The organism is Fictibacillus enclensis, from assembly GCF_001457035.1.
Lineage (GTDB): Bacteria > Bacillota > Bacilli > Bacillales > Fictibacillaceae > Fictibacillus_C > Fictibacillus_C enclensis.
Map to the genome: position 1 here is coordinate 458901 of NZ_KQ758619.1, position 16024 is coordinate 474924.

Annotated in this window: 16 protein-coding genes; all 16 read left to right on the forward strand. The window is 34.6% G+C overall.

Translation table 11 applies throughout. The features are described from left to right. The first annotated feature begins 113 nt into the window (after positions 1 to 113). The 16 genes from AS030_RS17530 (at position 114) to AS030_RS17605 (ending at position 16015) form a co-directional block, all read left to right on the forward strand. Positions 114 to 836 (forward strand): YveK family protein, encoded by a 723-nt coding sequence (locus AS030_RS17530; protein ID WP_061973995.1) that lies wholly within the window; start codon positions 114 to 116, stop codon positions 834 to 836. Positions 837 to 850: 14 nt separating this feature from the next. Continuing rightward, on the forward strand, positions 851 to 1558 hold the full coding sequence (locus AS030_RS17535) for a CpsD/CapB family tyrosine-protein kinase (RefSeq protein WP_420889659.1): 708 nt from the start codon (positions 851 to 853) through the stop codon (positions 1556 to 1558). Positions 1559 to 1720: 162 nt separating this feature from the next. Beyond that, positions 1721 to 2488 carry a tyrosine-protein phosphatase gene (locus tag AS030_RS17540; RefSeq protein ID WP_061973997.1) on the forward strand — a complete coding sequence of 256 codons (768 nt, stop codon included), beginning with the start codon at positions 1721 to 1723 and terminating at the stop codon, positions 2486 to 2488. A 35-nt stretch (positions 2489 to 2523) separates the two neighbouring features. Beyond that, positions 2524 to 3414 carry a UTP--glucose-1-phosphate uridylyltransferase GalU gene (gene galU / locus AS030_RS17545; protein ID WP_061973999.1) on the forward strand — a complete coding sequence of 297 codons (891 nt, stop codon included), beginning with the start codon at positions 2524 to 2526 and terminating at the stop codon, positions 3412 to 3414. A 193-nt stretch (positions 3415 to 3607) separates the two neighbouring features. After that, on the forward strand, positions 3608 to 4255 hold the full coding sequence (locus tag AS030_RS17550) for a sugar transferase (RefSeq protein WP_061974210.1): 648 nt from the start codon (positions 3608 to 3610) through the stop codon (positions 4253 to 4255). 12 nt (positions 4256 to 4267) lie between these two features. Further along, a complete protein-coding gene (gene fcl, locus AS030_RS17555; RefSeq protein ID WP_061974001.1) occupies positions 4268 to 5224 on the forward strand; it encodes a GDP-L-fucose synthase in 957 nt (318 codons plus the stop codon). Positions 5225 to 5236: 12 nt separating this feature from the next. Further along, positions 5237 to 6316, forward strand: a complete 1080-nt coding sequence (gene gmd, locus AS030_RS17560; protein WP_061974003.1) for a GDP-mannose 4,6-dehydratase — start codon at positions 5237 to 5239, stop codon at positions 6314 to 6316. A gap of 45 nt (positions 6317 to 6361) precedes the next feature. Next, entirely contained in the window at positions 6362 to 6889 is a 528-nt protein-coding gene (gene epsC / locus AS030_RS17565; protein WP_061974006.1) for a serine O-acetyltransferase EpsC, read from the forward strand. Positions 6890 to 6948: 59 nt separating this feature from the next. Further along, positions 6949 to 8463 (forward strand): oligosaccharide flippase family protein, encoded by a 1515-nt coding sequence (locus AS030_RS17570; protein ID WP_162264563.1) that lies wholly within the window; start codon positions 6949 to 6951, stop codon positions 8461 to 8463. Between the two features lie 23 nt (positions 8464 to 8486). Continuing rightward, on the forward strand, positions 8487 to 9650 hold the full coding sequence (locus tag AS030_RS17575; RefSeq protein ID WP_061974010.1) for an O-antigen ligase family protein: 1164 nt from the start codon (positions 8487 to 8489) through the stop codon (positions 9648 to 9650). 49 nt (positions 9651 to 9699) lie between these two features. Next, positions 9700 to 10842, forward strand: coding sequence for a glycosyltransferase (locus tag AS030_RS17580; protein ID WP_061974012.1), 1143 nt, complete (start codon positions 9700 to 9702; stop codon positions 10840 to 10842). A 104-nt stretch (positions 10843 to 10946) separates the two neighbouring features. Beyond that, positions 10947 to 12083, forward strand: coding sequence for a glycosyltransferase family 4 protein (locus tag AS030_RS17585; protein WP_061974014.1), 1137 nt, complete (start codon positions 10947 to 10949; stop codon positions 12081 to 12083). 33 nt (positions 12084 to 12116) lie between these two features. Beyond that, on the forward strand, positions 12117 to 13055 hold the full coding sequence (locus tag AS030_RS17590) for a glycosyltransferase family protein (RefSeq protein ID WP_061974016.1): 939 nt from the start codon (positions 12117 to 12119) through the stop codon (positions 13053 to 13055). A gap of 82 nt (positions 13056 to 13137) precedes the next feature. Then, a complete protein-coding gene (locus AS030_RS17595; protein WP_061974017.1) occupies positions 13138 to 14217 on the forward strand; it encodes a glycosyltransferase family 4 protein in 1080 nt (359 codons plus the stop codon). Further along, positions 14214 to 14774 (forward strand): putative colanic acid biosynthesis acetyltransferase, encoded by a 561-nt coding sequence (locus AS030_RS17600; protein WP_061974019.1) that lies wholly within the window; start codon positions 14214 to 14216, stop codon positions 14772 to 14774. Before AS030_RS17595 ends, AS030_RS17600 begins: the two co-directional genes overlap by 4 nt. Further along, positions 14771 to 16015, forward strand: a complete 1245-nt coding sequence (locus AS030_RS17605) for a glycosyltransferase family 4 protein (RefSeq protein WP_061974021.1) — start codon at positions 14771 to 14773, stop codon at positions 16013 to 16015. Before AS030_RS17600 ends, AS030_RS17605 begins: the two co-directional genes overlap by 4 nt. Positions 16016 to 16024 lie beyond the last annotated feature (9 nt).

A 16024-nucleotide genomic window follows, 5' to 3' on the forward strand; every position in this document is an offset into this window, starting at 1 on the left:
AAATATGAAAATTTTTTACAAAAAATATAAAATCATGTCTTTAAATACCAAATTCCTATGCTATAATACAGCGTATGTGAAAATTTTACTTATACATAATTTCGGAGGGTGTTATGGAAGAAACAATAAGTCTTAAAGATATTTACCAAACGATAAGAAAGCGAATCGTCATGATTGCTTTGATTGCTGTCATTGCAGTAGCTATTGCCGGCGTTGTTTCTTATTTTGTATTAACACCAGTTTACCAGTCATCTACGCAAATCCTCGTTAATCAGAAAAAGTCGAAGGATGTACCGGAATATAATCAAGTCCAAACCAATTTGCAGATGGTAAACACATACAGCGTGATTATTAAAAGCCCAGCCATTCTTAGTAAAGTGATAGATAACCTCAATCTTAATACTACAGTCGAAGCACTCAACGGAAAACTCACCATCAGCAGCGAACAAGATACCCAAGTATTAAACGTAGCCGTTCAGGACGAAGATCCAGCGATGGCCGTCAAAATTGCCAACAATATAGCCTCAACCTTCAAAGAAGAAGTACCGAATATTATGAAGATCGACAACGTAAGTGTACTTTCCAAGGCAGAATTAAAAGATGACCCAACGCCAGTCAAACCAAATCCGAAAATGAACATGGCCATTGCCCTTGTTGTCGGACTGATGACAGGTGTCGGACTCGCATTTTTGCTGGACTACATGGACAACACGTTAAAAACCGAACAGGATATCGAGAAGATACTAGGATTGCCGGTATTGGGCACCATTCCAAAAATCACGGTTAATGATGAAAAAGCGCCAAAAGCGCCAGTCAACCGAAGAAAAGCCGTATAAATTAATAGGGGGAAATTGCATTGAGCCGCAAGATGCGCAAGACGATTAAAGATCTAACTCAAAGAAGCTTAATTACACACAATAACCCAAAATCGCCCATCTCTGAGCAATACCGTACCATCCGAACAAACATACAGTTTTCGTCCATCGACACACACTATCAAAGCATTATGGTTACTTCATCTAGTCCGGGAGAAGGAAAATCCACCACCGTTGCCAACCTCGCCGTTGTACTCGCTCAGCAGGGGAAAAGCGTTCTCTTAATTGACGGTGATCTGCGAAAACCTACTGTGCACTATACATTCAAGGTCAGTAATATCCAGGGAATCACGAACGTTCTTACCCGCCAAATCAGCTTGGAAGATGCAGCTGTACAAACAAGCGTTGAAGATCTGTCTGTATTGCCAAGCGGACCGATTCCGCCGAATCCTTCTGAACTATTAAACTCAAAGTCGATGGAAATGCTGGTCGAAGAAGCGAAGAGCAAATACGATTATGTATTGTTTGACACGCCGCCGGTATTGGCTGTAACAGATGCTCAAATATTAGCGAACCGATGTGACGGCGTTGTACTTGTAACAAGCAGTGGAAAAACAGAAAAAGAAGCGGCCATCAAAGCGAAGGAATTGCTCGATAACGCAAATGCAAAGATTTTGGGTGTCGTTTTAAATCAAAAAGAAATGAATGAAAACAGTTACTATTATTATTACGGGGCAAATTAACAAAAAATTTACACATTCGACAAAATATGCCCCTTTTCAAATTTGGTAATTATGCTACGATAGGAAACATATGAGAAAACATGGTAAAAAGAACCATTGACAGGTATAGGTCCGGTTACATTGGTTCTTGGCACCTTTTTTTGTGAAAGGGGAGTGGGTCTTTTGATTGATGTCCATAGTCACATTTTACCGAACGTAGATGACGGTGCACAGGATCTGGCGTCAAGCCTCGACATGGCCCGGCAGGCGGTCGATAACGGTATTACGACTGTATATGCCACACCTCACCATCGGAATGGCCGCTATGAAAACACCAAAGACGACATCCTGATGAAAACGGATGAATTAAATCTCGCTTTATCACAACATCAAATCCCTCTAACCATACTTCCCGGGCAAGAAGTTCGCATTTATTCGGAGTTTCTGGATGATCTGGCAGCAGGTGAGCTGCTTACCTTAAACAACCAGAATAAATACATACTCATCGAACTTCCATCAAACCGCGTACCCAGTTACACCAGCCAAATCATTTATGAATGCACGTTGCAGGACATTACGCCTGTTATTGTCCACCCAGAACGAAACAGCGAGTTTATGGAGAATCCAGATCTTCTATACGAACTTGTAAAAGAAGGTGCACTTACCCAGGTAACAGCTTCTAGCATTACCGGAGCCTTTGGTAAAAAAATCAGCTCGTTTTCTATGAAACTAATAGACCATCATTTGACACACATTATAGCTTCCGATGCTCATAATATTTCGTCAAGAGGCTTTTCTTTATGGGAAGCGTATAACGAAATAGGTAAAAAATTTAATGAAACTGTGTCTTATTACCTAAGAGAGAACGCGCAGCTGTTATTTAACAATGAAAGTATTTATGCAGAAGAACCAACTCGAATCAAAAAGAAAAAACTTTTGGGTCTTTTTTAAAGAACGAAACTTTTAAGTTGAAAAGGATGATAGGGATGAAAAAGGTTAGAAAGGCGATTATACCGGCAGCGGGATTAGGGACACGATTCTTGCCGGCAACAAAGGCCATGCCTAAGGAAATGCTGCCGATTGTAGACAAGCCGACCATTCAATACATCGTAGAAGAAGCGATTGAATCCGGAATTGAAGACATCATTATCGTAACCGGTAAAGGAAAGCGTGCGATTGAGGATCACTTCGACCATGCTTTCGAACTGGAACAGAATCTTTTTGAAAAAGGCAAAATCGATTTACTTCAAAAAGTACAGCAGTCCTCAAGAATGGCTGACATTCATTATATCCGCCAAAAGGAACCAAAAGGACTTGGACATGCGGTGTGGTGCGCACGCAAATTCATCGGGGACGAACCGTTCGCTGTATTGCTTGGTGATGATATCGTACAAGCGGACAAGCCTTGCCTGAAGCAGCTCATTGAACAATATGAAAACACAGGATCATCTGTGATCGGTGTACAAACCGTACCTGAGGATCAAACAAGCCGCTACGGCATTGTGGATCCGACTTCTCAGAACGGAAGACTATATGGCGTTCAAAACTTCGTAGAAAAGCCAGTACAAGGTGAAGCACCATCCAATTTGGCAATCATGGGCCGTTATGTTCTGTCTCCAGAGATTTTCCACTATCTCGACAAGCAGGAAAAGGGATCTGGTGGGGAAGTTCAACTGACGGATGCCATTCAGAAGCTAAATACCTTTCAAAGAGTATTCGCCTATGATTTCGAAGGAACCCGTTATGACGTTGGGGAAAAGTTCGGTTTTATTTCAACGACATTGGAGTTTGCATTAAAAGATAAGGATTTGCGTCCAAGTCTTCTTCAGGAAATGGAAAGATTAACTGCTCTGTTTAAAGCAGAAGCAACGAAGTAATTCAAACAAGGTGATGCCTCCTTACCTCTATCAAAGGAGGCACTCGGTTATGCTGTGGGTGTCTTACAGCACCTTAGACGCGAGTCGTCGATAGCATGATGTGAGGACGGGTTAAATGCCCTCTTTACATATTAAATTATGAAAAAAAGAGAAAGGTGGGGATCAAGTGGCAGAACATTCGCAAGTCCGTCTGCTGGAAGAAACACCAGCTCAATTATTGAATTATGAAAAACGATTTGGGTACGAAGCAGCAAAACGTTTCATTGATATTATCGGTGCTTTGGCAGGACTTATTATACTATCATGGTTATTTCTGATCGTGGCTCTTCTTATAAAAAAAGAAGATGCAAAAGGACCTGTGTTATTCAAGCAAATCCGTGTTGGAAAAGATGGCAAAGAATTTTATATGTACAAATTTCGTTCCATGGTCAATGATGCCGAAAAGCAGTTAGAGAAGCTGCTTCAATATAACGAGATTGCAGGCGCGATGTTTAAGATGAAAGAAGATCCACGTGTTACAAACATCGGGAAGTTCATTCGCAAGACGAGTATTGATGAACTTCCGCAATTAATCAATGTACTAAAGGGTGATATGAGCCTGGTAGGTCCACGCCCGCCGCTTCCGAGAGAGGTACAGGAATACACGAATTATGATAGACAGCGTCTGCTGGTCACTCCCGGCTGTACAGGCCTCTGGCAAGTCAGCGGCAGAAATGATGTGGGTTTTAGTGACATGGTGGAACTTGATTTGGAATATATCAGCAACCGAAGCTTGCTGTTTGATATGAAGATTATCTATAAAACAATCAAAGTGTTATTTGGTTCAGATAACGCGTACTAAAGGGTGGGAATTATGAATAAAGACAGCAAAATTTATGTAGCCGGCCATCGTGGCCTTGTAGGATCAGCTATTCTACGGAAATTGCAAGAGGAGGGCTACACAAACCTCGTCTGCAAAACAAGCAGTGAGTTAGATCTTCGTGATCCGTTGCAGGTGGATTCCTTCTTTAAAAATGAAAACATCGACTACGTATTCCTTGCAGCAGCAAAGGTTGGGGGAATCGTGGCAAATAATGAATATCCAGCGGATTTTATACGTGACAACCTGCTTATTCAGACAAACGTCATTGATTCAGCATACCGAAATGGTGTCGAGAAATTGATGTTCCTTGGCAGCACATGCATCTATCCAAAAATGGCACCTCAGCCATTAAAGGAAGAGTATCTGTTAACCGGTGAGCTCGAACCAACGAACGAGGCCTATGCCATTGCAAAAATTGCCGGGATCAAAATGTGTGAGTCTTACAACCGCCAATATGGCACTAAATACATTTCCGTTATGCCAACAAACCTTTATGGCGTAAATGATAACTTTGACCTGGAAACATCTCACGTTTTGCCAGCACTGCTTCGAAAGTTCCATGAAGCCAAAGAAAATAACAAGCCATTTGTAGAAATCTGGGGAACTGGAACGCCGAAGCGTGAATTCCTTTACTCAGATGACTTGGCCGATGCATGTGTATTCTTAATGAATAATTACGAAGGCAATGAAATCGTGAATATCGGAGTAGGGGAAGACCTGGAAATCAAAGAACTTGCCTACAAAATTAAAGATGTAGTGGGTTATGAAGGCGAGCTGCAGTTTGATACATCCAAGCCCGACGGCACGCCAAGAAAGCTGGTTGATGTAACAAAGCTTCACTCTTTAGGATGGAAAGCAAGCACAACTTTAGATGAAGGTTTACAAAAAGCGTATGAAGGATTCTTGAATTACTTAGAAACTGAAAAAGCAACCAACTTGGTTCGATAAGCGGAGGAAAACATGAAAAAGGCGTTAATAACAGGGGTAACAGGGCAAGACGGATCATTTTTAGCAGAATTCCTATTAGAAAAAGGTTACGAAGTACACGGTATCATTCGCCGCAGCTCTTCTTATAATCAGGAGCGTCTGGAAGATCTTTTAACCGAAGAAGAAGCAAATGCTTTGCTTAACAATTCTAACTTTCATCTTCACTACGGAGATGTAACAGATGCTACCAACATGATTAACATCGTCAACCAGGTTCAGCCTGATGAAATTTATAACCTGGCAGCACAATCACATGTACGTGTTTCTTTTGACATGCCAGCTTATACACTAGACGTTGATGGAAAAGGAACACTGAATATCCTTGAGGCTGTAAGAATCTTGGGATTAACAGAAAAGACTAGAGTTTACCAGGCATCGACTTCTGAGTTATTCGGAAAAGTCCAAGAAGTACCACAAAAAGAAACCACACCTTTTTACCCTCGTTCTCCATACGGTGTAGCGAAGATTTACGGTTTCTGGATTACAAAGAACTACCGTGAATCCTATAACATGTTCGCCGTAAACGGAATTTTGTTCAATCATGAATCCGAGCGACGCGGAGAAACATTTGTCACACGTAAAATCACTTTGGCAGCTGCCCGTATTGCTCAAGGCAAACAGAAAAAGCTTATGCTTGGCAACCTGGACTCTCTGCGTGACTGGGGTTATGCAAAAGACTATGTAGAGTGCATGTGGATGATTCTTCAGCATGACAAGCCGGAAGACTTTGTTATCGCAACAGGTGAAATGCATTCTGTTCGTGAATTTGTTGATTTGGCATTTAGACATACCGGCATTCAAATTGAATGGGTAGGTACTGGTGTAGACGAGAAGGGGATCAATAAAGCAACAGGCAAAGTGATTGTAGAAGTTGATCCAAAGTTCTTTCGACCAGCTGAGGTGGAACAATTGTTAGGGGATCCTACAAAGTCTAAGTCACTTTTGGGATGGAACCCTACTAAAACGCCTTTTGAAGAGTTAGTTCGTATCATGGTTAACGCAGATATGAAAAAGGTTGAGACCGAAGAAAAAGTTAAGAGGATGTTTGATTAAACAGCAGTGAAAATAAGAGAGTTGTCAAAAAGGGTGGAAAATACATTGTTATATTATGATTTGGAAAGATTTCTTGGTTATAGGCCAGGATTTCTTATATTTCTGAAATTATTACTTACTAATCCAAATATTCTATGTATAGCAATGGTGCGCTGGCAGAATTATTTATATCATAATAATGTTCCTATGATACCTACATTATTAAAAGCATTAAATATTTGGTTAAATGGTGCCGATATAGGAATTGGAGCCAATATTGGTAAAGGGTTAATTATTAGACATTGTAATGGAATAGTGATAGGCAATGGAGCTGTTTTAGGACAAAATTGTACTATTCTTCACCAAGTAACTTTAGGAGAAAGATATGGAGATGGATCTGATCAATCCTTACAAAAGTATCCTATAATCGGAAATAATGTAACTATTAGTGCTGGCGCAAAAGTAATAGGTGGTATAACTATTGGTGATAATGTTGTTATAGGTGCAAATGCTGTGGTCATTAGCGATGTTCCTAGAGACTGCATTGCAGTAGGTATACCGGCTTTAATAAGAAAAAAAAGTAGTAGTGCATAACATAGAAAGATGGAAGATATATAAGGAGCTATATGAATCTCTTTAAGAAGGGAATAAAAGTGCGTAAATTACAGAAACTAAATTTTTTTAAAACAAGAGATTTTAAGAATATATTTTATAATTTGTTATCCTACTTAATAGTACCTGTGATTTCTATCATTTCGACTCCTATATTTATAAAAAACTTAGGTCTAAAAAATTATGGATACTGGATTCTTATTAATTCCTTGATTGCATTACTTGGTGTAACCAATATGGGATTAGGAACAGCAATAATCAATTTTGGTTCAAGGTATTTAGCAAAGGAGGAATATTATGCACTCAACAAGGTTATATCGATAACTTTAGGTATATCCATGTTGCTTGCCACAGCTGTTACATCTTTCACATTTGTAATAGATAAGTCTAGCTTAAGTTTAGTATTAGGAAGTAGTATAAACCAAGTTGATACAAATATTATAAAATTTTTAGGAATCATAGTTGGAATAAAAATAATTACAAGTGTATTTGCTTCCATAATATTAGCCTATCAAAGATATGATATTAATAGTAGAGTTAATATGTTTGCAAATATTGGCACAGTTACATTGACAACCGTTTTATCTGGTATGGGAGCGCACCTTAATGAATTAGTACTATGTTTAATATTTGTTTCAATAATCACTTGCATAATCTTCTATATGATTACATGTAAAATACATGATAACTTTAGGATAATTTTTCTTTTTGACGGAAAATTGACGAAAGATATATTGAAATATGGAATTTATGCTTGGGCACAGGTTATCATTAATGCAATGTATACACAGATGGATAAAGTAATTATTAATGCTTTTTTAGGACCTAGCGCTTTAGGTATTTATTCTACATGTATGCAATTAGCTATTAAGATACATGAAATACCAGGATCAGTAGCTAGTTATCTTTTTGCAAAGTTTAGCTATATATACGAAAAGGGTAATATTGATCAATTAAAAAAAGAGTATTATAAAGCCAATATTATTGTGATTATGTCAACAGTACTTATTGGCAGTACAATATTTTTATTTGCAAACAGTATACTTTCTGTATGGATAAATAGTGATTTTTCTAGAAACAATACTTTATTATTAAGAACTTTAGTAATATCTGTTACTTGTGGAGCTGTTTTTATTGTGCCTTTTTATATTTATAATTCAATAAGAAAAGTTCGTCTAAATACAATTTTTAACTTTATGTTATCAATTGCAAGCTTATCCGCTGCATTTGTTTTAATACCAAGACTTGGCGTAATTGGTAGTGGCTATGGAAGAATGGTAGGTTTGCCGATAATCATTTTAGGAGTAATGTATTTGGAAAACAAATTATTAAATATGCAAACCACATTGAAGTTATCCCTTATTCTTCTAACAACTGTCTATCTTTTAATGGGGGCAGGTATAGAAATGTTTGGAGAAATAAAACAGGATAGCTTGAAAATATTAACAATTACTAGTGCTTCATATGTTATATTTTTCGCTACTATTCTTTTTGCTATGTATAAGTTGTTGAATAAAAGCGATAAGGACGTAGTGAATAAAACTAATGCTATTTAATGATTAGGCTGGGTGGTTTGGCAATGAGTAAATCAATACATTTAAATAAAATTAATTATCCAATGCTTCTATTGAGCCTAATTCCATTGGGTTATATTCTAAAAGGTGGATTACCACGGTTCATGGATATTACACTTTTTGTATATATACTTTTATATATATACTGTGCTTTTGAATTAGTATTAAGACGTCAAAAAATAAAGGTATACAAAGCTGACCTTGTTCCCTACCTATGGGCAATTTTTTTAGTCGCCAGTTTATTTTATACACCTTTCCAGGATATTGGAATGTTCAAAGTAGGGAAGTTTATATGTTTAGGACTGGGAGCATACTTTTTTTCTCGATTAATAATTAAGACAAGACAAGATTTCTCACTATTTTTTAAATATTTAATATATATGTCTGTTTTTACTGAAGTGGTAGTTATTGCTGATTTTGTTGCCAAGGGTGCTCCCTTAGGACGATATTTAGCTTTTAATGTAGTATATCCTATACCAATAACAATGTTAGGAATAATGACTTTCATTGTCGTTTTGTTATTGTTTTTCTATAAACAAATTAACACAATGACAGTTATCTTTACGTTAGTACCAAGTGTAAGTGTTATGATTATAGGAGCATCTAAAGGGCCAACCATTTCCTTTGCTATTACTATCCTATTTTTTTTACCGATAATTGTTAGACGTATTAAACTTCGATATATTTTACTTTTTGTCCCTTTAATATGGGGAACATTTAAAATAGACTTTTTGAGTAAAAATTTAGAATTTTACTTGTATAGATTTACCAATGCAACTGAAGATGGATCGTCCGCTGAAAGAATCAATTTATATGAACAAGCTTTACATTTGTTTGAGAAAAATCCTTTTTTAGGTGTAGGTGTAAATGGCATTAGTCCAGAGTATTATCCACATAACATCTCATTAGAAATTTTAGCTGAAAATGGATTAAGTTTATATGTTATTTTTATCACAATAATTTTTATGATTTTGATTTCTTATATAAGATTCATTAGGAAAGATAAAGATGATTATATTTCAGCTATTATTCTGGCAATAGTGTTTGTTTCTCTGATTAGTCTCCAATTTAGTTGGACATATGTAGATCACAAATATCTATTCCTTGGTCTGGGGTTATTAGTTATTAATTCTAATCTGATAATTGATCAAAAAGAAATCTCCAGATAAATATGGGATTTGAAATTTGAGTCATAATATATATGAAAAGGTAGAGTATATGACTATGGTAGGAAATAAAAGAAGTAAGATGATATTTTTTGATACCACTAATAGTGGACATCATTTTTTATATAATTGCAATGTATTGGAAGGATTCGATATTAGCGGGGAATCATATGTATATTTATCAAAATTAAACAAGGACCAACAGAGGCAATTGGCTTTGAAAAAAATAACCTATAAAGTATTAGATACTAAATCAACCAACGTGCGTTTACATGATTTGGAATTAATTATTAAAATGTTTTTTTACATGCTGAAGAGTAGGATAAAGAAGGTGCATTTTCTTTACTTAGATAGTATATTTCCTCAATTACTGATACTATTACCCATTCTATTATTATTTCGTCTCCAAGTTACTGGTACACTTCATTGGTATCCTAAGCAAATGTATAAAATTAAAATTATGAATTTCATGATAAATTTAGGGATAATAAAAAATATCATTGTTCACGGGGAATATACAAAAGATAAATTGATTAAAGAATTTAAAGGATTAAATAATGATAATGTCACATCTATACAATATCCTTATATTCATAATGATAATGAAAAAAGTGGGTATGAACCACCTCTTCAAAAATTAGGAAGTGTCCCACATATCCTTCTATTTGGAGGGCTCAGGCATGATAAAGGGCTGGACATTTTATTAGAAGCGGCAAGTATAATTAAGGAAAAACAATTTATTCTTCTTATTATTGGGAAAGAAGAATATTTTAAGCAGAATGATGTTAGAAGTTATATAGATTTTTATAATTTGAAAGATAAAGTTTATCTGGAAATAGGTTATGTACCAGATGAAATGGTATCAAGCTACTTTAATATGTCTGATATAGTAGTTTTACCATACAGGAAAGTATTTGCTGGACAAAGCGGCCCCCTTACAGAAGGAGCTGCTAAATCAAAAGTTATAATAGGACCAAACCATGGTGAAATAGGACATACAATCTCAAAATATAATTTAGGACTTACATTTAAAACAGAAAATGTGAACGATTTAGCTCAAAAGTTAAGATATTGTATTGATCATTTAGAGGAAATAAAAACGAATATTAGACCTGGATTAGATAATTACCAAAATTTGATCAAAGTTAGTAGATTTAAAAAAGCTTACTATAGCGTATTGGCTAATAACCATTAAATAGAATTCTTTGGATGAAGAAGCAATTTACTTTATAGATAAATTGTTTTTTAAAATTGTGGGGCTCTATTAAAATTTTAGTAACTAGGTAGGTAGCGTAGAAAATGACAAGTAATAATAAAAAGGGAATAGTTTCTGTTGGATCCAAGTTTCATGCAGTTTTTACCGCTAGTGCCTTAGCGAAATCTAATATGCTTGAAACTTTTTTTGTAGGTAAACCTGTTAAAGGAGAGTATCTAAATGAGGAAAATACTAAAAGAATTCGTATGCCTCTATATTTAGGATATCTGTTGAGAAAAATGCCTTTAATAGGATCAATACTTCCTTATAATTTGATTTCTGATATTCTATTTGATTTAAATGTTCGATTGAAAATTAAACATACTGACTTTATAGTTGGTTTTAACAATTATTGCTTATATCAAATTAGGAAAGTAAAAAGTAGAGGAACAAAGGTATTTTTAGAACAAAGAATAGCGCATGTAAATACAGAAATAAATATTTACCAGAAAGAATTTGGGAAAATTCCTTCAAACCTCTCCACACCAATGATAAAAAGGAAGCTTAAAGAATATGACATTGCTGACTATATCTTAGTTCCAAGCCAATTTGTATATAATTCAATGTTGGAAAATGGAATTAAAAAAGAGAAATTAATATATGTACCTTATGGGTACGATTCATCACTTTTTTATAGAGTCCCACCAGCATTACAGAACGAATCACTTAAATTGATATTCGTAGGACAAATCGGATATCGAAAAGGTGTTAAATACCTTCTTGATGCTATAGCTAATCTTAAATTTAATAATTATAATGTTGATCTTACCTTAGTTGGCGGAATAGATAAAAATTTCAAAGATGAACTTAAGAAATATAAAGATATATATAAACACATTGATTTTATATCTCAAAATGAATTATTAAAATTATATAATAATAGCCATATTTTTATACTTCCAAGTTTATGTGAAGGAAGTGCGGTAGTAACTTATGAAGCGCTAGGATGCGGACTCCCGTTAATTGTAACTAATAATACGGGTAGTGTTATTGAAAACAAAAAAGAAGGATTAATTGTACAGCCTAGTAGTGTAGAAAATATTGAGACTGCTATTAAGTATTTTTTAAATAATCCTACGGAAATTGAAAGAATGAGTAACAATGCCTTAAAGAAAGCTAAGGAATACACTTGGGAAAAATATGGAGAAAGATTAGTGGAACAAATTTATCAGAGAATATAAGTTTAAAAATTAACACAAAAGGGGGAGTGAAGAATGAAGGATTTATCTCCTATTATATTATTTGTTTATAATAGACCGAATCATACAAGCAAAACATTAGAAGCTTTAAAGTTAAATACTTTAGCCTCCCAATCAGAGCTTTTTATTTTTTCGGATGCTGCTAAAAATTCAAGTCAAATAGAAGATGTAAACAACGTTCGAGATATAATCAGTGACGTAAAAGGATTTAAGAATGTAACAGTTTATAATGCGGAACAAAATAAAGGGCTGGCGACTTCAGTAATTAATGGGGTTACGGCTATAATTAATAAATATGAAAAGGTTATTGTTCTTGAAGATGATTTAGTTACTTCCCCGCACTTTTTAGCGTACATGAATAGTTGTTTAGAATCTTTTGAACTTAATAACAATATTTGGTCAATATCTGGTTATTCGCCTGAGTTAGAAATAAAAAATAGTTATAAGCATGAAGTTTATCTAGCACCTAGAGGTTGTTCATGGGGTTGGGCTACCTGGAAAGATCGCTGGGCTACTATTGATTGGAATGTAGAAGATTATCAAAGATTAAAATTGGATATTCGATTAAGAAGAGAATTCAACAAAGGTGGCAACGACTTAGCTTTTATGTTAGGCGACCAAATGGCAGGAAGAATAGACTCTTGGGCAATAAGATGGGTGTATAGTCAATTTAAACAGTCAAAGTACACTGTATATCCTCTAAAATCACTTATTATGAACAATGGAATGGATTTTAGTGGTACCCATGCTCCAAACACAGACAAATATACTGTCACATTGAATAACTATAAACCAAATATACCAACAAAAATAGATATGGATTCAGAAATATTGAAAAGTTTTAGACGATTTTATAATTTAAACATCTCTGGATTTCTGGGTGTGGCTTCAAGACGTATAGGTATTTATAAAACTCTAAAGAAATTAAGAAAGAAATCAAAAAAAGTAATATAGAACTAAACTATCTAAATAAATGAAATAAGGTCATATCATCATTGACATATGATAATTCACTTAATAAGGTAAGGTGATATTTATGGGGAAAGGTAGGGTTCTTATTATAGGCCAGTTTCCTCCGCCTGTACATGGTCTTTCAGCTGCATTACAGACAATAGTCGAGTCTAATTATATGAACGATAAGTATCTTTTGCAGTATATAGATATACAGAATAACAGGAGATTTTTTAACCATATCAGAAATATCCAAAAAAAATATGAAGCAGATTTGTATTACTTTACTATTTCTCAATCTTTATTTGGAAATATTAGAGATATGATTATCCTGAGAACACTTTTGAATAAGAAAAAGAAAGTGATCATTCACTACCATGGGGGATATTATAAAACACTTTATGGGAAAATGAATATCTTACAAAAAAAAATTAATAAATCGTTGATATCTAAAATTGACACAATGGTAGCATTAAGTGAGGGTTTAAAAAAACTATTTGTAGATGTGATTAGTCCCGAAAAGGTAAAAGTCTGTGAGAATTATGTAGAAAATAGTAGTATAAGTCATGAAACTGAATTTAATCAGAAAATCAACTCTTTAATAAGCAAACCTAAACTTAACGTCCTATATCTAAGTAATTTTATAAAAACCAAAGGTTATATGGATGTTTTAAAAGCTGCATCTAATTTGAAAGATAATTCATTTGTTTTTCACTTTGCTGGAGCTTTTTTTAATGAAGAAGATAAGAAAGAATTCTTTAATTTTGTAAATAAGAACGACCTACAAAACATAGTAGAATATCATGGCGTGGTTAAGGGTGATAAAAAGAAACACTTACTTATGTTAGCAGATATTTTTACCTTGCCCACGTATTATCCAAATGAAGGTCAGCCAATATCAATAATTGAAGCTATGAGTAACGGTCTTACAATTATTACCACTCATCATGCGGGAATCCCGGATATAGTTAATGAAAATAATGGTTTTATAGTTGATCCAATGTCGCCCTCCGCTATCAGTAACTGTTTAGATCAACTAGTGAAAAACAGAGAAAAACTTGTTGATTTTGCAAAAAATAACAGGAAAGTTGTTTTAGAAAATTACCAAGAAGAACATTATATAAAACGGTTAGATAAGATTTTTGATGAGGCGTTAGAAGGATGAAAATAAACCTGGATAAATATGATCAATCTTGGTACTCACGTGGTAAGAATTCATTTATAGTACTTACCTGGTGGTTGGTGCAGGGAACGATTTTTCGATTTTCTTTACACAATATGTATAAATGGCGGAATTTCTTGTTGCGCCAATTTGGAGCAAAAATTGGTAAGGGAGTTCAAGTGCGGGCATCTGCAAAGTTCACATACCCTTGGAAAGTATCAATTGGGGATAACTCATGGATAGGAGATAACGTTAACTTTTATAGCTTAGATGAAATTCAAGTTGGGGCAAATTGTGTAATTTCTCAAGAATCTTATTTATGTACGGGAAGTCATAATATCAAGGATCCTTATTTTGGTTTAATTACAAACAAGATTGTTATTAAGGATGGATCCTGGGTAGCTAGTGATGTTTTTGTTTACCCCGGGGTCATCATTGGAGAAATGTCAGTAATTGCTGCTAGAAGTACTGTTACTAAAAATATACCTGCGAATCAAGTGTATGCAGGTTCTCCTGCTAAATATGTAAAGAAACGATTTGAGGAAGAGGAGCTATTGTGAAAAGAAAAATAGCATTTGTTATTAATTATTTTTATCCTGATTTTGCATCTACCGGTCAGTTAATGACTGAGCTTTGTCAAGATCTTCAAAATGATTTTGATATTACAGTAATTGCAGCACAGCCTGGGTATGCGGGTGAAAAAATAAAAACAACTAATAAATTTGAAATAGAACAGATGGAGAATATGAAAATCATCCGTATTAAATTGCCAGAAGTAGACAAGGCGTCGAAATGGAGTCGGATGAAATACATATTCTCTTATTTTGTTTTGGCCCAAATAGCATTGTTGAGAGAGCAAAAGGTTGATTTAATATATACAATTTCGCAGCCACCTGTACTCGGAGGGCTGATTGGTACTATCGGAAAGTTTTTGAAAAGGGCTAAACATATATATAACATCCAAGACTTTAATCCTGAACAAGCTGCTGCAGTTAGTTATACTAATAAGCAATCTGTATTTAAAGTTGCGAAAGCAATCGATAAAATGAATTGTAGTTACGCGGATAAAGTAATTATTGTAGGAAATGACATGAAAGAAACATTAGTAAAAAGATTTTCCAATAAACGGATACCCTCACATGTAGTTATTAATAACTGGACTAATGAAAATGAAATAATACCCTTAGATAGAGATAATCAACCGATACACAATTTTTTATATGAAAATAAACTTGAAAATAAATTCATTATTATGTACTCAGGTAATATTGGACTCTATTACGATTTGGAAAATATTATTAAAGTTACAGATGAATTTAAAGGTTATAAAGATTTAGCATTTGTTTTCATTGGTGAAGGTGCAGTAAAAGATGCTATGCAGAGTTATATAAAAGAAAAAGAAATAGAAAATGTTTATTTTCTCCCTTATCAGCCAAAAGATTTTATAAAGTACTCACTAAATGCTGCTGATGTTCATCTTGTTGTAAATCAAAAAGGTATTAAGGGTGTTTCGGTTCCAAGTAAAATTTATGGAGTCATGGCAGCCGGTAAATCGATATTAGGTGTTTTAGAACAAGGCAGTGAGGCTCAGATGCTAATAGAAAAAAGTAACAATGGCATTGTAGTAGAACCTCAGGATTATGAAGGAATAAGAAATGCCATTGAATATTTTTACCAAATGGATAAAAGTAAGTTACGTGCTTTGGGGCTTAATGGCAGAGAATACCTCGAGCAGCATTTAAAAAGAGAAATTTCAATAAGTAAGTATAGGGAAGTATTAAAAGAAGTAGCAGAACGCTAATTCAAAGCA